This is a genomic window from Couchioplanes azureus, from assembly GCF_014648355.1.
Classification (GTDB): Bacteria; Actinomycetota; Actinomycetes; order Mycobacteriales; family Micromonosporaceae; genus Actinoplanes; species Actinoplanes azureus.
Genome location: NZ_BMQY01000001.1, coordinates 1,506,686 through 1,525,419 on the forward strand (window position 1 = coordinate 1,506,686; position 18,734 = coordinate 1,525,419).

Here is an 18,734-nt window from a genome sequence, read left to right on the forward strand (position 1 = left end):
CCGTCACCAGCCGAAGGAACGGTCGACGGCGTCCAGGACGCGGTCCAGATCGGGGAGGTACTCCTCCTCGACGCGGGCCGCCGGGTACGGCGTGTCGTAGCCCGTCACGCGCAGGACCGGCGCCTCGAGGGAGTAGAAGCACTCCTCGGTGATCCGGGCGGCGATCTCCGCACCCAGGCCGACGTTGCCCGGCGCCTCGTGGACCACCACGGCACGGCCCGTCTTGCGGATCGACGCGTAGACCGGGTCGAGGTCCAGCGGGGAGAGCGTGCGCAGGTCGATGACCTCGAGGTTGCGGCCGTCCTCCGCGGCGGCCGTGGCGGCGTCGAGCGCCACCCGGACCATCGGGCCGTAGGCGATCAGCGTCGCGTCGGTGCCCTCGCGGGCCACCCGGGAGGCGTGCAGCGGGTACGCGCCGGCCAGGTCGATGTCGAGGTCGACCTCGCCCTTCTCCCAGTAGCGGCGCTTCGGCTCGAAGAACACGACCGGGTCGTCGGAGGCGATCGCCTGCTGGATCATCACGTACGCGTCCGCGGGGTTCGCGCAGGTGACGACCTTGAGGCCGGCGGTGTGCGCGAAGTACGCCTCGGGCGACTCGGAGTGGTGCTCGACCGCGCCGATGCCACCGCCGTACGGGATGCGGATGACGATCGGGATGCGCACCTTGCCCATCGAGCGGTAGTACATCTTCGCGACCTGGGCGACGATCTGGTTGTACGCCGGGAAGACGAAACCGTCGAACTGGATCTCGCACACCGGCCGGTAGCCGCGGATGGCGAGGCCGACCGCCGTGCCGACGATGCCGGCCTCGGCCAGCGGGCTGTCGATGACCCGGTCCTCGCCGAAGTCCTTCTGCAGGCCGTCGGTGATCCGGAAGACGCCGCCCAGCTTGCCGACGTCCTCGCCCATGATGACGACCTTGGAGTCGTTCTCCAGAGCACGGCGCAAGCCGTGGTTGAGGGCCTTGCCCAGAGTGATCGTCTCGGCCATCAGTGGGCGCTCCCCTCGAACGACGCCTGGTACTCGGCGAACTGCTTGCGCTGCGCGTCGACCTCGGGCGAACCGTTCGGGTAGACGTGGTCGAACATGGTGACCGGCTGCGGGTCCGGCATGGCGAGCACCCGCTCGCGCAGGTCGAGGGCCAGCGTGCGGGCGGCCTCGTCGACCTCGCCGAAGAACGCGTCGTCGGCCAGCTGCTGCTTGGTCAGGAACGCCTTCATGCGGCTGATCGGGTCCTTCGCCTTCCAGGACTCGACCTCGCTGGCGATGCGGTAGCGGGTCGGGTCGTCGGAGCTGGTGTGCGCGCCCATCCGGTAGGTGTAGGCCTCGATCAGCGTCGGGCCCTGACCGTTGCGGGCGTTGTCCAGCGCCGCCCGGGTCACCGCGAAGGTGGCCAGCACGTCGTTGCCGTCGATCCGGATGCCGGGGAAGCCGAAGCCGTCGGCCCGCCGGTAGAGCGGGATGCGCGTCTGCCGTTCGAGCGGCTCCGAGATCGCGTACTGGTTGTTCTGGCAGAAGAAGACGATCGGCGCGTTGAACACGCCGGACCAGACGAACGACTCGTTGACCTCGCCCTGGCTGGTGGCGCCGTCACCGAAGTACGCGATGACCGCCTCGCCGTCGGGGCCGCCGGTCTTGCCGTCCATGGTCACGCCCATGGCGTAGCCGGTCGCGTGCAGGGTCTGCGAGCCGATGACGATCGTGTAGCCGTTGAACTTGTACTTGTTCGCGTCCCAGCCGCCCTGGTCGACACCGCGGAACAGGCCGAACGGCATGATCGGGTCGATGCCCCGGGTGTAGAGGACGCCGTGCTCCCGGTAGGTCGGGAAGGCCATGTCCTGCGGGCGCAGCGCGCGCCCGGAGCCCACCTGCGCGGCCTCCTGGCCCAGCAGGCTGGCCCAGATGCCCAGCTCGCCCTGCCGCTGCAGGGCGGTGGCCTCGGCGTCGAGGCGCCGCACCGTGACGAGGTCCTTGTAGAGCTCGCGGTACTCGTCGTCGGTGAAGTCGACGGAGTACGTGGCGCCGTCCGCCGTGGTGACGCTGTCGATCCGCTCCCCGTCGGGGGTGAGCAGTTGAACGAAACCGCCGGCCGGGGCGTCTACCCCGACTTCGCTTTCGCCGTTCGCCATCCGTGTCTCCCTGTTTCATCTCTGCGCCCACGGCGGGTGTTGCCCGTCCGCGCGGCTGACCGCTGGTACGCCGCGCCTGGCCGGGTGAGGTTCCGCGCGGTTTGGTCGGCGGGTCTCGACCCGGCCGGGGAGTGACGGCCCCGACCGCGCCCCGCCGGTCGGCGGGGGGCGACGGCGGCGCCGTCGCCCCCATCCTCGCAGAGAACGTGAGTGGCGCCACACGTCAGGTCGATCACAGATCCGAAAAACCTCGCCGAGTAATCGTTGCCCAAATTTGTCCAAATAAGTGGTTTTCGTACCGTCACTTCCGTCTGAACGGACGATTCTCGCCGCTGCCCAACGGCGCATCCGTCGTTCTCCCCAGCAGCTGAGAGATCCACGTGGATCTTCGACTCTGGGGAGGGTGCCGGCCGTGCCGGAGCAGCCGAACGACGACGGGCTCGTGCCACCGATCAAGGTCCTGCGCAAGCGCCTCAACGGTGTCTACAGCGCGGAAGGCCTGACCGGGCCGACCCGGCGCTACGTGCTCCTCGTGGCGATGCTGGTGGGTCTCGCCTCGCTGCCGACCCTGGCGGCGATCACCGCCGGCTCCAGCGAGCTGGCCGACGGCCGGACGACCGTCACCGACGTACCGTTCATCCCGCTGCCCTCGGCCGGCCCGGTCCGCACGTCGCCGCCGGCCTCGGCCGGCGCGGGCCCGCCCACCCCGATCGGCTCGGCCCCCATCCGTGGTCAGGCCCAGAACAAGAAGACCAGACCACGCGGGTACGGCCACAGCGCCCCCGACCGCACCACCACATCGAACAAATCAGGCATTCCGAGCGGTGCCCAGCGCATCATCCGGCCGGAAGGACCGCACCGGCCGGAGAAGCCGGCCCGCCCCGGGAAGCCGGCCCGGCCGCAGGCGCCCACCGGCTCGGGCCACCCCGGCCGGCCGGAAGGGCCGACCGGATGGGACCGCCCGCCGTGGCCCGAGCTGACCTGGCCGGACGAGCCGACCCCGCCGCACGGGGACGAGCCGGCCCCGCCGAATGGGGACGAGCCGACCCCGCCGCACGGGGACGAGCCGGCCCCGCCGCACGGGGACGAGCCGGTCCCGCCCGACGAGACAGACGACAGCACGCCGGATGACGCCGACGCCGACGGTGCCGCCGGACCCGGCGATCGCCCCGGCCACGGTGATGGCGACGACCAGGGCTCCGATCAGGATGGCCCGGGTGGCTCGCCGTCCCCGGCCCGGCCGCCGGCGAAGCCGGTCTACCCGCCGTGGTGCGCGGACCGGACCCACTGCTCGTCCCGGCCGTCGCACCACCACCGCCCCGACCGTTCGCCGCACAAGCACTGCGAGGACGTCAACCATCGCGCCCACTGGTCCCATCACCGGGCCGGCAGCCGCCGCCTGATCACCGTCCACATCGAGCCGGCCGGACGCCACGGCCGCGGGGCGACCGTCGGCGAACACCGGCGCGCCGAGCCGCCGAAACGCCTCAAAAAGGTCGTCACTCATCGCTGGGCGCGTGTCGCCCGTACAGACAGCAGGAAGATCGTCAGCCATCGCCGGGCCGAGACCGCCCGCACCGACAGCAGCCGGAGGTCGGCAATGTCCGAGCGCCCGCAGAACCTCAGAACGGACCGTGCCCCGGGCCGCACCCACAACGGCCACCGCCACCAGTTCGTGGCGGAGCAGGCCGACGGCACCCAGTTCGCCGCCCGCTCCTACCGGGGCAGTCATCGCGCGGAGCGCATGCACCGCGCGGAGGACAACCGCACGGCGGCCCTGAACCGCATCTCCCGGATGGGCCGGCACCACGCCGACCCCGACCGCACCAACCGCTGGTGATTCAGGAGTCGTCGGTGAGGCGATGCCGGTTGGTCTCGATCCAGGCGTCGATCGCCTCGGCGTCGTTGGGGTCGACGCCCTCCGAGATCAGCTGCGCCACCGCCGCCGTGGCCGGGCTGCGCTTCTCACCCGTGGCGTAGAGGCGGGCGAACTCGGGGATCATCTCCTCGACCACCGAGTCGGTCTGCTCCGTGGCGGCCGCCGGCAGCCCCTTCCTGCGCATCGCGTAGGCCGACCACGCCCGGGTCACCCGGGGCAGCATCGCGGCGTCGTCCATGTCGAGGACCGCGCGGCGGTGGACCCAGTCCAGCAGGAAGAGGCCCGCCACCGCCGGGCTCCAGCGCAGCGGATCCCCGTCCGGCAGGCTGCCCGCGTGGTCGAGCAGCAGGCTCAGGCAGAAGTGCAGGGAAGCGAGCTCGTCGTCGGCCGCGACGGCGTCGAGCCCGAACCGCGCGGCCTCCGGGGATGCCAGGAAGTCGCGGAGCATCCGCTCGCGGTCCGGCCCGCTCAGCTCGGGCGGTTCGGGCAGCGGGGGGACCGTCGACGTGGGCAGCAGGGCCAGGCGCGCGGCGGCGAGCGCGCGGTCGGTCGCCAGGTTGCCGTCCTGGGGCAGGTCGCTCAGCTCGTCGGTCATCTCGAGGTGGCGGGCGACCTCGCTGCGCAGCCGGCCCGGGTCCTCCTCGCGGAACCAGGTCAGCTCGTCGGTCGCGCACATCTCGCGGACCTGGCCGAGGATGCGGTTCGCGGGACCGCCCACGAAGACGTCCTTGGTGATGCCGATGTTGTGGTCCACGAGGGCGACGACCGCGTGCTCCGGCCCGCCCTCCTCCGGGTCGTCGTAGGCGAACGTGACCAGATAGGACGTCTGGTCGCCGTAGACGTCGCCGTACGCGTAGCAACCGGTCACCCGCACCCGGCCGAGCTGGCCCGTCCAGGGTGGGGCCTGGGCGCCGCGGCGGACCTCGGCCGCGCCGTCGGCGTCCGGCACGAGGCTCGCGAAGACCTCGCGGATCGTCGTCGCCGAGGCGCTGCGCCGGCGGATCGTGGCGGCGAGGAACTGGCCCACGAACTCCCGGACCGCCGCTCCGCGGTCCGTCGTGGCCACGGAATAGACGCTGCCCAGCAGGGCGGTGCCCAGCATCTCGGCGTCCAGGGCACAGTCGAGCTTCGCCACGTCGCGGGCCGCGTGCAGGACCGCGTCGTACGGATTCTGAGGTGCCGCCATGCCGCCGAGCCTACCGGTCCGGCAGGCCCCGGGCCCTATTCCGATCGGACGACGGTGAGCGCCTCGCGGGCCTGCGCATACCCGTTGAGGACCTCGCGGACCGGCGCGACGACGTACTCCCGGCCGACTTCGGTGACCGACGCCCGCAGCCGCTGCTCGGCCCGGCGTCCCGCGCGTCTGGCGCCCGCGTTGACGAGCGGCCGCAGCAGCACCGCCAGCAGCAGTCCGAGCACGAGGCCGCCGAGCAGCAGCAGGGTGGGCAGCGGCACCTCGCCGACCTGGGGATTGTCGAACTCGGGCAGGCCGAGGGCGCGGACGGCGTATCCGGCCAGCAGCCAGCCGAGGCCGGCCACGGCGGCGATCGTGAACAGCCATTGGAGCAGGCCGACCACCGTCCACCAGAGAGGCTTGCGGCTCATGCCCAGGTCGGTCCTGGCGACCGCCCGGTCGAGTGCGTCGGGCAGGTCGCCGAGCCGGGACCGGGCGGCCGCGGTGAGCGCCGGCGCCCAGACCTCGGGGATCGGCGCGGCGGCCCGCGCGGCCACCGCGCGCACGGACAGGCCGACCGCCGACTTCTGCGCGGCGTCGGCCTCCGGCAGTGAGGTGCGCGGCACGGGCACGAGCTCCTGCGAAGGCGTGTCCCCCGAGGCGTCCGCGGCCGCCTTGTCCGACGAGATGTGCAGGCGCTTGAGCGGGTCCGGCCGCAGCTTGCGAACGCCGCGCAGCAGCGGCCAGCCGGTGCTCGCGAGCGCCCGGTGCCGGTACGCGCCCGCCGTCGCCGCGGCCACCGCCGGCACCCCTGCCGAGGCGGCGAGGGCGTCACTGAGCTGCCGTACGGTGGCCCGGTCGATCTCGTCCTCGGCGGCCGGCGGCCCGATCGTGGCGCTGAGCTGCTCGGCGACCGTGTCGAGGTCGCCGGCGAGCCGGCGCAGGGCGGCCTGCCGCTCGGCGACCGTCTTCTCCAGCGCCGAGCGCAGCTCGGTGAGCATCCCGGGCTGCTTCGCCGAGGTGGCCATGGCGGGCACGCCGGTCAGGCCGTCCTCGTCGAGCAGTCGCTTCAGGTCGGTCAGCACGAGTTCGGTGTCGGCGGGCGTGAGCCGGTCGGCCTGGTTGAGCACCACGATCGTGACGTCGCCGTGCGACCGGAACTGGCGCAGGTAGGCGTTGTGCAGGATGCGGTCGCCGTACTTCTGCGGGTCCACCACCCACACCACCTGGTCGACCAGGCCGAGCAGGCGGTCCACCTCGATCCGGTGGCCGCGTTCGACCGAGTCGAAGTCCGGCAGGTCGAGCAGCACCAGCCCGCGCAGCGCGGCCTCGTCGTCGCCGTCCAGCGCGCTCTCCCGGATGAATCGCTGCCGGGGGAGCACGCCGACCCAGTCGAGCAGCCGGTTGGCCGGTTCGAGCGGACCCCACACGCAGGCGTGGGCGACGCCGGTGGTCGGCCTGCGCACGCCCACGGGCGACAGCTTGAGCCGGGCGAGCGCGTTGAACAGGCTGGACTTGCCGCTGCCCGTGCTGCCGGCCAGCGCGACCACCGTGTGGTCCTGCGACAGCGCGAGCCGGCTGCCCGCGCGTTCCACCAGCGTGTGCGCGGCGACGAGGTCGTGGTCCGGCAGGTACGGGTCGGTGACCCGCAGGAACCGCTGCAAGGCGTCGAGCCGCTCGCTGAGCTGCTGGGCGTCCACGCGGTCGTCGCCGGACAGCGCGCGCTTGACCTTCTCGGCGAGGCTCATGACGGCGTCCCGGTCAACGCGAGTTCCTCCCTGCTCCGCTTGACGTCCGCCGCGGCCTCCCGCAGCGCGGTGCCCGGTTGGAGTTCGAGCCCGGCCGCGGCGGTGCGGTCCGTGTAGCGGGCCGCCTCGGCGTCGAGCAGCTCGTCGACCCGGGACACCAGTTCCTCGCGGGCCCGGGTCGCCAGGGTGCGGATGGCCTGGTCGCCGAAGATCGCCTCGAGCACCTTCTGGGCGGCCACGGTCGTGCCCGCCCCGACCGCCACCTCGGCGCCGGTCGGGATGAAGGCGGTGGAGGTGAAGACCGCGATCATCACCGCGAGGCCGACGCCGTTGACCGCGTACGCGGCGCCGCGGGCGACGAAGCGCTTGTCCGCGGCTTCCGTGCGGACGAGCTCCAGCACCCACTGCTGCCAGTCGCGGACGACGCGCTCCGCCCGCTCCGGCAGGTCCGGCGCGGGCTTCTGCAGGCCCGGCTCCAGCAGCTCGGCGCCGGCGGGATGGGCCTGCCACGCCGCGTAGGCCTGCTCGGCCGCGTCCGCGGCGATGCCGCGTACCAGGGTGACGAGCTGGGACTCCAGCGCCACCTGGAGGTTGCGTCCGGGCGCCGGCCGGCCGGTGACCGCCGCGACCAGCTTGTCGCGGAGCTGGCCGATCCGCGACTCCAGCGTCCGTAGGAACTCCCCGGTGCCGATGAACTCCTGCCAGCGGGCGAGCACCTCGCCGCGGAGCAGGCGGCCGTCCCGCAGGCCGTCCTGGAAGGTCCGGCGCGCGGTGCGGTAGGCCGCCGTCACCCGTTCGTCGAGGGCCTTCGCCGCGACCGCCTGCTCGTCGGCGGCGGCGGCCAGGCCCTCGACGGCCGGGCCGAGCGCGGCGAGGGCGCCGTCGAGCGTCTGGCGCACGACGGCGGCCCGGGCGTCGGCGTCGGCGGCGAGCTGGGCGAACCAGTCGTGCAGCGGCCGGGTCTCCTCCTCGGGCAGCAGGCCTTGGCCGTCCAGGGTGGTCTCCTTCAGCACGAACAGGGGCGCGGCCCCCATGTCGTGCTCGGTGAGCATCTCGGCCAGGTGCGCGGAGACCTCGCCGGCGGCTTCCTCCGGCACGCGATCCAGCACCAGCGCGATCACGGTGCCGCGCAGCCGGGCCGTCTTCAGCAACTCCCACGGTACGGCGTCCGCATAGCGTGCGGCGGTCGTGACGAACAGCCACAGATCCGCCGCCGCCAGCAGTTGCGCCGCGAGCTGCCGGTTGCGGTCCACCACCGAGTCGATGTCGGGGGCGTCGAGGAAGGCCAGGCCGGGCCCGAGCGCCGGCGCCGAGACCAGTTGCAGGGTCTCCGGGTGGGAGCCGGCCTCCGTGGTGCGCGTGAGCCCGGGCAGCAGCTCACCCTTGCGGAACCATGAGGAGTCGGCGGGGTGGCTGACCAGCACCGGGGACCGGGTCGTCGGGCGCAGCACGCCGGCGGTGCTGACCGGGGCCCGGACCAGGCTGTTGACCAGGGTCGACTTGCCGGCGCCGGTGGATCCCCCGACGACCACGAGCAGCGGCGCGTCGAGCCGGGCGAGGCGCGGCAGGAGATAGTCGTCGAGCTGCGACACCAGCGCGGTGCCGATCCGGCGTGCCTCCTCCGCCGAGGGCATGACCAGCGGGTACGTCGCACCGCCGATCGCCGCCCGGAGCTGGGAGAGCGCGGTGGCGAGCCGGCCCAGGGCCGGGGGCGGCTCGACAGGCTCCACGGTCTCGGCCGGGGCGGGCGCGACGGCCTCGGGAGCGCTCTCCGTCGGCTCCTCCGCCTGCTCCTCCCGCGGAGGAAGGTCGTCGAACGTGGCCGGGTTGGTCTGGGTGGTGACGACGTTGCCGGACGTGGAGGCCTTGGGCGGCGGCCATTCCGGGGTGGCCGGCGCCTGCTCGCGCGGAGATTCCGCGTCGCCGGGCGGCACGGCATCCTCCCGGGGCGCGGTGGTGTCCCGCTCCCCGGGCTCGCCGTTGCGGGCCATGGACTGGGTCGGCGGCTCGTCCGCTACGGCGGGCGTGGCCGACGGACCGACCGCGTCACCGTGCGTCGTCACGGGTAAAGCGTGCCCGATCTATGCATCGCAGACAACAGGTACCCCACCCGTCGTGACCGGACAGGGACCTTCCTCATCGAAGTTGCGTCGAGTTGACTCAACTTCCGCTTGCGGTCTGGCGATGTCGTGGCATCATTGAGTCCGGTCCGCTCAACTTGTGGGCCCGCAATCGTGTAAGACAGCAGTAAGACGCCCGGTGAGAAGCGAGGAAGCGAACATGGCACGAGCGGTCGGCATCGACCTCGGCACCACGAACTCCTGCGTCAGCGTTCTGGAAGGAGGCGAGCCCACCGTCGTCGCCAACGCGGAGGGTGCCCGGACGACCCCGTCCATCGTCGCCTTCGCGCGCAACGGCGAGGTGCTCGTGGGCGAGGTCGCCAAGCGTCAGGCGGTGACCAACCCCGACCGGACCATCCGTTCGGTCAAGCGCGAGGTCGGCACCAACTGGTCGATCGACATCGACGGCAAGAAGTACACCCCGCAGGAGATCTCCGCGCGGGTGCTCATGAAGCTCAAGCGTGACTCCGAGGCCTACCTCGGCGAGACCGTCACCGACGCGGTCATCACCGTCCCGGCCTACTTCAACGACGCCCAGCGCCAGGCCACCAAGGAGGCCGGCGAGATCGCGGGCTTCAACGTCCTGCGCATCGTCAACGAGCCCACCGCGGCCGCCCTCGCCTACGGCCTGGACAAGGGCTCCAAGGAGCAGACCGTCCTGGTCTTCGACCTCGGCGGCGGCACCTTCGACGTCTCCCTGCTCGAGCTCGGCGAGGGCGTCATCGAGGTCAAGTCGACCTCCGGCGACAACCACCTCGGCGGCGACGACTGGGACCAGCGGATCATCGACCACCTGGTCAAGACCTTCCGCGGCGAGAACGGCATCGACCTGTCGCAGGACAAGATGGCGCTGCAGCGGCTCCGCGAGGCCGCCGAGAAGGCCAAGATCGAGCTGTCCGCGGCGACCACGACCAGCATCAACCTGCCGTACATCACGGCCGGTGCGTCGGGCCCGCTGCACCTGGACATGAACCTGTCCCGGGCCGAGTTCCAGCGCATGACGCAGGACCTGCTGGACCGGTGCAAGGCCCCGTTCGAGCAGGCGATCAAGGACGCCGGCGTCAAGGTCTCCGACGTCGACCACGTCATCCTGGTCGGCGGCTCGACCCGCATGCCCGCCGTCACCGAACTGGTCAAGTCGCTGACCGGCAAGGAGCCCAACAAGGGCGTCAACCCGGACGAGGTCGTCGCCGTCGGCGCCGCCCTGCAGGCCGGTGTGCTCAAGGGCGAGGTCAAGGACGTCCTGCTGCTCGACGTGACCCCGCTGAGCCTGGGCATCGAGACCAAGGGCGGCATCTTCACCAAGCTGATCGAGCGCAACACCACGATCCCGACCAAGCGCTCCGAGGTCTTCACCACGGCCGACGACAACCAGCCGTCCGTGCTGATCCAGGTCTTCCAGGGCGAGCGGGAGATCGCGGCGTACAACAAGAAGCTCGGCACCTTCGAGCTGACCGGCCTGCCGCCGGCACCGCGCAACGTGCCGCAGATCGAGGTCACCTTCGACATCGACGCCAACGGCATCGTGAACGTCCACGCGAAGGACCTGGGCACCGGCAAGGAGCAGAAGATGACGATCACCGGCGGCTCCGCGCTGCCGAAGGACGACATCGAGCGCATGATGCGCGACGCCCAGGACCACGCCGACGAGGACAAGAAGCGCAAGGAGGACGCGGAGACGCGCAACCTCGCCGAGCAGCTTCAGTGGCAGACCGAGAAGTTCCTGGCCGAGAGCGGCGACAAGCTGCCCGAGGACGCCAAGAACCAGATCAGCGAGGCGCTGGGCGACCTGCGCGGCGCGCTCGGCGGCAGCGACATCGAGAAGATCAAGGCCGCTCACGAGAAGCTGGCCACGGTCTCCCAGCAGGCCGGTTCCCTGCTCTACGCGCAGCAGCAGGAGGGCGCGGAGGGTGCTCCGGGTCCCGACGGCGCCCAGGGCGCCTCCGCCGGTGCCGCCGGTGGCGCGGCCGGTGCGAGCGCCGGTCCGCAGGGCGGTGCCGACGACGTCGTGGACGCCGAGATCGTCGAGGACGACAAGAAGTGAGCCGGGCGGACGACGAGAACGACGGTCAGGCGACCGAGCGCGTCGTCATCCGCGACCGCCGCAAGATCGATGTGAAGGGTAAGGACACCACGGTGACCAAGGAGGCCGAGGAGTCCGCGGAGACCCGAGGTGGTGCACACCGTGCCGCCGAGGAACCCGAGGACGAGGTGACCGCCACGCCCGGTCTCGGCGCGGAGCTGGCGGCTCTGCGTACCGAGCTGGAGGAGCGCACCCGCGACCTCCAGCGGGTGACCGCCGAGTACGCGAACTACCGCAAGCGCGTCGACCGGGATCGCAGCGCGGCGGCGGAGCAGACCACCGGCACGGTGCTCACCGCGCTGCTGCCGGTGCTCGACGACCTCGACCGGGCTCGTGAGCACGGCGACCTGGTCGGGCCGTTCGCCACGGTGGCCGAGTCGCTGGGCGCGGTGGTCGGCAAGCTCGGCCTGGTCGCCTTCGGCGAGAAGGGCGACCCGTTCGACCCCACCCGCCATGAGGCGGTCGCGCACCTGACGTCGGCCGACGTCACGGAGCCGACCTGCGTCGAGGTCATGCGCCGCGGCTACATCCTGGGCGAGCGGCTGCTGCGGCCCGCGATGGTCGCGGTCGCCGACCCCGCGTGACGATGTCCCGTCCCGCCCGCCGACAGGTGGGCGGGACCCCCTTCCGACCGCCCCACCCGCCGCCCACGACCGGACTTGAGACGCATTGGATCTGTTGTAGGAGGGGGTGGGCCGGATGAGTTCGAAGGACTGGCTGGAGAAGGACTTCTACGCCGTTCTCGGGGTGGGCAAATCCGCCTCCGCCGACGAGATCAAGAAGGCGTACCGGAAGCTGGCCCGGGAGAACCATCCGGACCACAACCCCGGCAACACCGACGCCGAGGAACGGTTCAAGGCCGCTTCCGAGGCGTACGACGTGCTGTCCGACGACAAGAAGCGCAAAGAATACGACGAGATGCGCTCGTTGTTCGGCTCCGGCGCGTTCCGCCGGGGCGCGCGGGCCGGCGGCGGTGCCCAGTTCGATCCCTCCGACCTGTTCGGCGGGTTCAGCGGGGCGGGTGCGGGCGGCGGTGCCGGCGACCGGCGGTTCGGCGGTGCCGGCTTCTCCGACATCTTCAGCTCGATCTTCTCGGGCGGCGGCGCGGGCGGTGGCCCCCGCCGTGGCCCGCAGCGCGGCCGGGACGTCGAGGCGGAGGTGACGCTGGACTTCGCGCACGCGGTGCAGGGCACGACGTTGCCCCTCACCCTGCGCTCGCCCGGCGTCTGCGACGTCTGCCACGGCAACGGCGCCAAGCCCGGCACCGTGCCGCGGACGTGTCCCCAGTGCCACGGCTCGGGGCTGATCTCCCGCAACCAGGGCTCGTTCAGCTTCTCCGAGCCGTGCCGCGAGTGTCAGGGCGCGGGTTCCATCGTCGAGCAGAAGTGCCCGGAGTGCCGCGGCACGGGCGGGGTCACCAAGAACCGCACGATCAACGTCCGCTTCCCGGCCGGCGTCGCCGACGGGCAGCGGATCCGGCTCAGCGGCCGGGGCGAGCCCGGCGAGCGCGGCGGCCCGGCCGGCGACCTGTACGTGCAGGTCCGGGTGCGTCCCGACGACCTGTTCGGGCGCGTCGGCGACGACATCACGATGACCGTGCCGATCACGTTCGCCGAGGCGGTGCTCGGCACCGACCTGCGGGTGCCCACCCTGGACGGCTCGGTGACGCTGCGGGTGCCCCCGGGCACGCCGAGCGGACGCAAGCTGCGGGCCCGGGGCAAGGGCGTGCAGCGCCGCGACGGCCAGACCGGCGATCTGCTGGTCACCGTCGAGGTGCAGGTGCCCACCGGCGTCTCGGACGAGGCCCGGGACGCGCTGGAACGTTTCGCCAAGCTCACGCCGAACGCGGAACGCGGACGTATCGACGCCCGGCTGCGCCGGGGATAATCGGGCGGTCAGGGCCCTCTGGGAGGTGGCACGTGTACGAAGAGATCAGCATCTCGATGGAGCAGGCCTCCGACGCGAAGGTCCTGATCATCTCCGTCGCCGCGCGGCTGGCCGGGATGCACCCGCAGACCCTGCGCCAGTACGACCGACTCGGCCTGGTGCAGCCGGGCCGGGCCGGTGGCGGCGGCCGGCGCTACAGCGAGCGGGACGTCGCGCTGCTCCGCGAGGTGCAGAAGCTGAGCCAGGAGGACGGCGTCAACCTGGCCGGCATCAAGCGGATCATCGGTCTCGAGCAGCTCGCCGGCGAGCTGCAGGAACGGATCACCCAGCTGGAGTCGCAGCTCGACGAGGCGTACCGGCGCATCGCGGAGCTGGAGTCCGTCGGGCCCTACCCGCGCCGGGACCTGGTGCGGCAGGAGCGCCCGTCGACCGCCCTGGTCGTGTGGCGCCCGCGCCGCTCGGGCGATAGGTGAGCCGAGCCTCGCGGGGAGGGCCGAGCCTCGCCGGGAGGCCGGTCCAGCGACGGCGAGAGCCGAATCGAGCGGCGGGCGGGAGCCGGGTTCAGCGGCGGCCGAAGAGTGCCAGGCGGCGCGGGTGGCGCACCAGGCCGCCCTCGATCCAGTCCTGGTAGTCGAAGAGTTCCGGGCGGGTCATCAGCACGCGGCAGTTGTGCGCCCAGATGGCCATCGGCTCGTCGCCGACCTCCTCCGCGCGCTCCACGTACTTCTTCAGGCGGCGCTTGCGCTGCGAGGACGCGTTCGGGCGCACCCCGTCCGCCGCGTAGATGTACATGCAGTGCTGGGCGAAGCGCCGGGCCGGGCACTGCCGGTCCATCGCCAGCTCGAACAGGGTCGGCGCCAGCACGTCACCCGCGATCAGCAGGTCCCAGTCCGACGGCATGGCGTCGAGCGGGACCGCGTCCGGGTGGTACGCCCATGCTTGCAGTTCCTCCGGCCGCGGGTCGACCGGGTTGGCGAATCCGAAGAACGTCGACTCACGCACAGTCACGACGCCGCCCCATCTCGCTCGATCATCCGCCGTCCTCCTGAAGGCTCAGGGCCCGCGCCTGCGCCGTGAGCTTCGTCAAGTCCGGCGTGTCGCTGGTCACCCTGATAACTCGTTGTTGTCGCGGCGACACGTTAGCGCGTGAGATCGCTCCCGCGGAAGTGATGAGGTATCACTTTCGGATACCGGTCAGTAGCATTGCGCAGCCCGGAGATCTCCTGGTCAGTCGGCTGCCGGCACCGGGTCGGCCGGCGGGCGGACCGCCATCCGCCGGCGGATCGCGGTCTTGAACCAGGCGTAATCCGGCAAACGGGCCAGCAGCGGCCCGGTCACCACCGTGATCAGGACGTATGCCGTGGCGAGCGGGGCCAGCTCGGGCTCGACGCCCGAGGCCACCGCGAGGCCGGCGATGACGATGGAGAACTCGCCCCGGGGCATGAGGGCGAGCCCGGCGCGTACCTGGCCGGGCAGGGCGATGCCGCGGCGCCGGGCCCCGAAGACGCCGGTCAGGATCTTGGTCAGCATGGTGAGCGCGGCGAGGCCCAGCGCCGGCAGCAGCACCGGCGGCATGGCGGCGGGGTCGGTGGAGAGGCCGAAGAACACGAAGAACACCGCGGCGAAGAGGTCACGCAGCGGCGACAGCATCTGCACCGCGCTGTGCGCGACCTGGCCGGAGAGCGCGATGCCGACGAGGAACGCGCCCACGGCGGCGGACACGTGCAGCTCCGCGGCGACCCCGGCGACGAACAGGGTCAGTCCCAGCACGCTGAGCAGCAGCGCCTCGGCGTCCTTCACCGAGACGAAGTTCGAGATGGCGTTGCCGTAGCGGATCGCCACCACGAGGACCGCGACCACGGTGAGGACCGCGACCGCCAGGGCCTTCGCCCCGCCCAGCAGCCCGGCCCCGGCCAGGACGGCGGTCACCAGGGGCAGGTAGAACGCCATCGCCAGGTCCTCGATGACCAGCACCGAGAGGATCACCGGCGTCTCGCGGTTGCCCAGCCGGCCGAGGTCGGCGAGCACCTTGGCGATCACGCCGGACGACGAGACCCAGGTGATGCCGGCCAGCACCACCGCCGCCTCCCAGCCCCAGCCCAGCAGCAGCGCGAACGCCGCCCCGGGCAGGGCGTTGAGCAGCGCGTCGATGAGGCCGGCGGGGGCCGCCGCACGCAGGTTGCCGACGAGCTCGCTCGCCGAATACTCCAGGCCCAGCATCACCAGCAGCAGGATGACGCCGATCTCGGCGCCGACCTCGATGAACTGCTCGCTGGCCGAGAGCGGGACGAGGCCGCCGTGGCCGAAGGCGAGCCCGGCGAGCAGGTAGAGCGGGATCGGCGACAGCCCGATGCGACGGCCGAGCCGCCCGAGCATGCCGAGCGCGAAGAGAAGCGCGCCGACCTCGATGAGAAGGATCGTCGTGCTGTGCACCGGCGCCTCAGTCGCCGTGTTCGCCGGCGAGGATGGCGGTGAGGCCACCCAGGCCGTCGCGGGTGCCGACGGCGACGACCACGTCGTTCGCCTCGAAGACGATCGACGGCCCGGGCGAGGGGATCACCTCGCGGTCGCGCAGCACCGCCACGATCGACACGCCGGTGCGGGTGCGGGCGCGGGTGTCGCCCAGCCGGCGGCCGACGAAGGGGGAGCCGGCGGGCAGGGCGATCTGCTCGGTGAGCAGGCCCGCCGCCTGCTCGCGCAGGCCGGAGAGCTGGCCCAGCATGAGCGACGCGCCGAGGACGTCGGCCAGCGCCTCCGCCTCGTCGTCGGTCAGCGGTATCGAGGCGAGGCACGAGTCGGGGTCGTCCACGTCGTAGAGGACCAGGTCGCGGCGGCCGTTGCGGTGCGAGACCACGCCGACCGTACGTCCCGACGACGTCACCAGGTCGTGGCGGACGCCGATGCCAGGAAGGGGTGTCTGCTCTACCCGTACGCGCACGAAGTCAACGGTAATGGGTGCGGGCTCGGAAGAGGTGTGACGCGGCATGGACTCGCCGACCTAGAGTTGAGTGGAATACGCTCAAGTCTCAGATTGCTGTACCACGCGGATGCTGCATCTCTTGGAAGATCCGATCAGGGGAGCTCATGAACGCCGAACGTCTAACCACCAAGAGCCGCGACGTCATCACGGGTGCGGTCGCCGACGCCAGCCAGCGGGGGCACGCCACCGTCGAGCCGTGGCACCTGCTTCTCTCGCTGCTGGACACCGGCGGATCCACCGCCCCGGCACTGCTGCGCGCGGCCGGTGCGAACCCCGCCGACGTGCGGCGCGCCGCGGCCCGGGCGGTCGAGCAGCAGCCCTCCGCGCGGGGTGCCAGCACCGCCGAGCCCAGCCTGTCGCGCGAGTTCGTCAACGCCATCGGCGAGGCCGAGCTGATCGCCAAGCCGCTCGGTGACGAGTACGTCTCCACCGAGCACCTGCTCGCCGGCCTGGCCCGGGTCGGCGGCGCGGTCGGCAAGGCCCTGCGCGACGTCGGCGCCACCGAGGAGGCCCTGGTCGCCGCGTTCCCCTCGGTGCGCGGCGGCGATCGCCGGGTCACCAACCAGGACCCCGAGCAGACCTACAAGGCGCTGGAGAAGTACAGCGTCGACCTGACCGCGCAGGCCCGCGAGGGCAAGATCGACCCGGTCATCGGGCGGGACGCGGAGATCCGCCGGGTGGTGCAGGTGCTGTCCCGGCGTACGAAGAACAACCCGGTCCTGATCGGTGAGCCCGGCGTCGGCAAGACCGCGATCGTCGAGGGCCTGGCCCAGCGCATCGTCGCCGGCGACGTGCCCGAGACGCTGCGCGACAAGAAGCTCGTCTCGCTCGACCTGGGCGCGATGGTCGCCGGCGCGCAGTACCGCGGCCAGTTCGAGGAGCGCCTCAAGAGCGTCCTGGAGGAGATCCGCAACTCCAACGGCCAGGTCGTCACCTTCCTCGACGAGCTGCACACCGTCGTCGGCGCCGGCAAGGGCGAGGGCTCGATGGACGCCGGCAACATGCTCAAGCCCATGCTCGCCCGCGGTGAGCTGCGCATGGTCGGCGCGACCACGCTCGACGAGTACCGCGAGCACATCGAGAAGGACCCGGCGCTGGAGCGCCGCTTCCAGCCGGTCGTCGTGGGCGAGCCCACCGTCGAGGACACCATCGGCATCCTGCGTGGCCTCAAGGGCCGCTACGAGGCCCACCACCGGGTGCAGATCACCGACGCCGCCCTGGTCGCCGCCGCGGCGCTCTCCGACCGCTACATCAGCGACCGGTTCCTGCCGGACAAGGCCATCGACCTGATCGACGAGGCCGCCTCCCGGCTGCGCATGGAGATCGACTCGCGCCCGGTCGAGCTGGACCAGCTCCAGCGGCAGGTCGACCGGATGCGGGTCGAGAAGCTGGCCCTGGAGAAGGAGACCGACCCGGCCTCGCTCGCCCGGCTGGAGCGGCTCGAGCGCGACCTTGCCGACCGCGAGGAGGAGCTGACCGCACTCAACGCCCGCTGGGAACGCGAGCGCGGCGGCCTCAACCGCGTGGGCGAGCTCAAGAAGCAGCTCGACCAGACCCGCGCCGAGCTGGAACGGGCCCAGCGTGAGGCCGACTGGGAACGGGCGTCCCGCCTGCAGTACCAGGAGATCCCCGCGCTCGAGCGGGAGATCGAGAGCGCCTCCGCGGCGGAGGACGAGAAGACCGAGCCGCCGATGGTCAAGGAGGAGGTCGGCGCCGACGACATCGCCGAGGTCATCGCCTCGTGGACCGGCATCCCGGCCGGCCGGATGATGGAGGGCGAGACCGCCAAGCTGCTGCGCATGGAGGAGTCGCTGCAGGCCAAGGTGGTCGGCCAGGCCGAGGCCGTGGCGGCCGTCTCCGGCGCCGTACGCCGGGCCCGTGCGGGCGTGGCCGACCCGGACCGCCCCACCGGCAGCTTCCTCTTCCTCGGCCCCACCGGCGTCGGCAAGACCGAGCTGGCCAAGGCCCTGGCGGGCTTCCTCTTCGACGACGAGCGGGCCATGGTCCGCATCGACATGAGCGAGTACGGCGAGAAGCACTCCGTCGCCCGCCTCGTCGGCGCCCCGCCCGGGTACGTCGGCTACGAGGAGGGTGGCCAGCTCACCGAGGCGGTGCGGCGGCGCCCGTACAGCGTGGTGCTGCTGGACGAGGTGGAGAAGGCCCACCCGGACGTCTTCGACGTGCTGCTGCAGGTGCTGGACGACGGGCGGCTCACCGACGGGCAGGGCCGTACGGTGGACTTCCGCAACGCGATCCTGGTGCTCACCTCCAACCTGGGCTCGTCGGTCATCTCCGACTTCACCCTGGGCGAGGAGGAGCGGCGCGAGGAGGTCATGGCGAGCGTGCGCGCGCACTTCAAGCCGGAGTTCCTCAACCGGCTGGACGACATCGTGGTGTTCCACGCGCTGACCGCGCAGGACCTGGCGGCCATCGTCGACATCCAGCTCGGCCGGCTGCGCAGCCGGCTCGCCGACCGGCGGCTCAGCCTCGACGTCACCGAGGCGGCCGTGCAGTGGCTGGGGGAGCACGGGTACGACCCGATCTACGGCGCCCGGCCGCTGCGCCGGCTGGTGCAGTCGGCGATCGGTGACTCGCTCGCTAAGGCGCTGCTCGCCGGGGAGATCGCGGACGGGGACACGGTCCTGGTCGACCTGAACGATCAGAAGGACGGGTTGCGCGTCACGCGCGCCTGAGAACGACGAAGGGCCCCGAGTCCGACTCGGGGCCCTTCGCC

14 protein-coding genes are annotated in these 18,734 nt (G+C 72.2%); 6 read left to right on the forward strand and 8 right to left on the reverse strand.

Annotation, left to right across the window (positions count from 1 at the left end; all coding sequences use genetic code 11):
* Positions 1 to 3: 3 nt before the first annotated feature.
* Complete coding sequence (locus tag IEY99_RS06925; RefSeq protein ID WP_189200738.1) at positions 4 to 993, reverse strand: alpha-ketoacid dehydrogenase subunit beta; 990 nt, start codon at positions 991 to 993, stop codon at positions 4 to 6.
* Positions 990 to 2,129: a pyruvate dehydrogenase (acetyl-transferring) E1 component subunit alpha gene (pdhA, locus tag IEY99_RS06930; RefSeq protein ID WP_189200303.1), complete on the reverse strand. Its 1,140-nt coding sequence runs from the start codon at positions 2,127 to 2,129 to the stop codon at positions 990 to 992. Before pdhA ends, IEY99_RS06925 begins: the two co-directional genes overlap by 4 nt.
* A gap of 412 nt (positions 2,130 to 2,541) precedes the next feature.
* On the opposite strand from pdhA, the gene IEY99_RS06935 reads away from it, so the two are divergent.
* The gene (locus IEY99_RS06935) at positions 2,542 to 3,969 is read left to right on the forward strand and encodes a hypothetical protein (RefSeq protein ID WP_189200305.1); all 1,428 of its coding nucleotides are present in this window, start codon (positions 2,542 to 2,544) and stop codon (positions 3,967 to 3,969) included.
* Position 3,970: 1 nt separating this feature from the next.
* Here IEY99_RS06935 and IEY99_RS06940 read toward each other — a convergent pair whose 3' ends face one another.
* Genes IEY99_RS06940 through IEY99_RS06950 form a run of 3 tightly spaced genes read right to left on the reverse strand, consistent with a single transcriptional unit; the run spans position 3,971 to position 8,564 of the window.
* On the reverse strand, positions 3,971 to 5,194 hold the full coding sequence (locus tag IEY99_RS06940; RefSeq protein ID WP_189200306.1) for a hypothetical protein: 1,224 nt from the start codon (positions 5,192 to 5,194) through the stop codon (positions 3,971 to 3,973).
* Between the two features lie 35 nt (positions 5,195 to 5,229).
* Positions 5,230 to 6,930 carry a GTPase gene (locus IEY99_RS06945; protein ID WP_189200308.1) on the reverse strand — a complete coding sequence of 567 codons (1,701 nt, stop codon included), beginning with the start codon at positions 6,928 to 6,930 and terminating at the stop codon, positions 5,230 to 5,232.
* Complete coding sequence (locus tag IEY99_RS06950; protein ID WP_229798266.1) at positions 6,927 to 8,564, reverse strand: GTPase family protein; 1,638 nt, start codon at positions 8,562 to 8,564, stop codon at positions 6,927 to 6,929. Before IEY99_RS06950 ends, IEY99_RS06945 begins: the two co-directional genes overlap by 4 nt.
* Before the next feature lie 646 nt (positions 8,565 to 9,210).
* Here IEY99_RS06950 and dnaK point away from each other — a divergent pair.
* The 4 genes from dnaK (at position 9,211) to IEY99_RS06970 (ending at position 13,493) form a co-directional block, all read left to right on the forward strand.
* Entirely contained in the window at positions 9,211 to 11,094 is a 1,884-nt protein-coding gene (dnaK, locus tag IEY99_RS06955) for a molecular chaperone DnaK (protein WP_189200310.1), read from the forward strand.
* A complete protein-coding gene (gene grpE, locus IEY99_RS06960; RefSeq protein ID WP_189200312.1) occupies positions 11,091 to 11,717 on the forward strand; it encodes a nucleotide exchange factor GrpE in 627 nt (208 codons plus the stop codon). The genes dnaK and grpE overlap by 4 nt, the downstream gene beginning before the upstream one ends.
* Before the next feature lie 115 nt (positions 11,718 to 11,832).
* Positions 11,833 to 13,020: a molecular chaperone DnaJ gene (gene dnaJ / locus IEY99_RS06965; protein WP_189200314.1), complete on the forward strand. Its 1,188-nt coding sequence runs from the start codon at positions 11,833 to 11,835 to the stop codon at positions 13,018 to 13,020.
* Positions 13,021 to 13,076: 56 nt separating this feature from the next.
* A complete protein-coding gene (locus IEY99_RS06970) occupies positions 13,077 to 13,493 on the forward strand; it encodes a heat shock protein transcriptional repressor HspR (protein WP_189200741.1) in 417 nt (138 codons plus the stop codon).
* Positions 13,494 to 13,581: 88 nt separating this feature from the next.
* Here the strand turns inward: IEY99_RS06970 and IEY99_RS06975 are convergent, their stop codons facing one another.
* The 3 genes from IEY99_RS06975 to IEY99_RS06985 all read right to left on the reverse strand — a co-directional run bounded on the left by IEY99_RS06975 (position 13,582) and on the right by IEY99_RS06985 (position 15,958).
* On the reverse strand, positions 13,582 to 14,028 hold the full coding sequence (locus IEY99_RS06975; protein ID WP_189200316.1) for a hypothetical protein: 447 nt from the start codon (positions 14,026 to 14,028) through the stop codon (positions 13,582 to 13,584).
* Between the two features lie 219 nt (positions 14,029 to 14,247).
* Entirely contained in the window at positions 14,248 to 15,453 is a 1,206-nt protein-coding gene (locus IEY99_RS06980) for a cation:proton antiporter (protein WP_189200318.1), read from the reverse strand.
* 7 nt (positions 15,454 to 15,460) lie between these two features.
* Positions 15,461 to 15,958, reverse strand: coding sequence for a cation:proton antiporter regulatory subunit (locus IEY99_RS06985; protein WP_189200320.1), 498 nt, complete (start codon positions 15,956 to 15,958; stop codon positions 15,461 to 15,463).
* Between the two features lie 146 nt (positions 15,959 to 16,104).
* On the opposite strand from IEY99_RS06985, the gene clpB reads away from it, so the two are divergent.
* A complete protein-coding gene (clpB, locus tag IEY99_RS06990; RefSeq protein ID WP_189200322.1) occupies positions 16,105 to 18,693 on the forward strand; it encodes an ATP-dependent chaperone ClpB in 2,589 nt (862 codons plus the stop codon).
* The last annotated feature ends 41 nt before the right edge of the window (positions 18,694 to 18,734 follow it).

What these genes read in the sequence shown, in the direction of transcription:
- pdhA (WP_189200303.1), bottom strand. Translation starts at nt 2,129, where the DNA reads ATGGCGAACGGCGAAAGCGAAGTCGGGGTAGACGCCCCGGCCGGCGGT.
- IEY99_RS06940 (WP_189200306.1), bottom strand. Translation starts at nt 5,194, where the DNA reads ATGGCGGCACCTCAGAATCCGTACGACGCGGTCCTGCACGCGGCCCGC.
- IEY99_RS06945 (WP_189200308.1), bottom strand. Translation starts at nt 6,930, where the DNA reads ATGAGCCTCGCCGAGAAGGTCAAGCGCGCGCTGTCCGGCGACGACCGC.
- IEY99_RS06950 (WP_229798266.1), bottom strand. Translation starts at nt 8,564, where the DNA reads ATGCCCTCGGCGGAGGAGGCACGCCGGATCGGCACCGCGCTGGTGTCG.
- dnaK (WP_189200310.1), top strand. Translation starts at nt 9,211, where the DNA reads ATGGCACGAGCGGTCGGCATCGACCTCGGCACCACGAACTCCTGCGTC.
- dnaJ (WP_189200314.1), top strand. Translation starts at nt 11,833, where the DNA reads ATGAGTTCGAAGGACTGGCTGGAGAAGGACTTCTACGCCGTTCTCGGG.
- IEY99_RS06970 (WP_189200741.1), top strand. Translation starts at nt 13,077, where the DNA reads ATGGAGCAGGCCTCCGACGCGAAGGTCCTGATCATCTCCGTCGCCGCG.
- clpB (WP_189200322.1), top strand. Translation starts at nt 16,105, where the DNA reads ATGAACGCCGAACGTCTAACCACCAAGAGCCGCGACGTCATCACGGGT.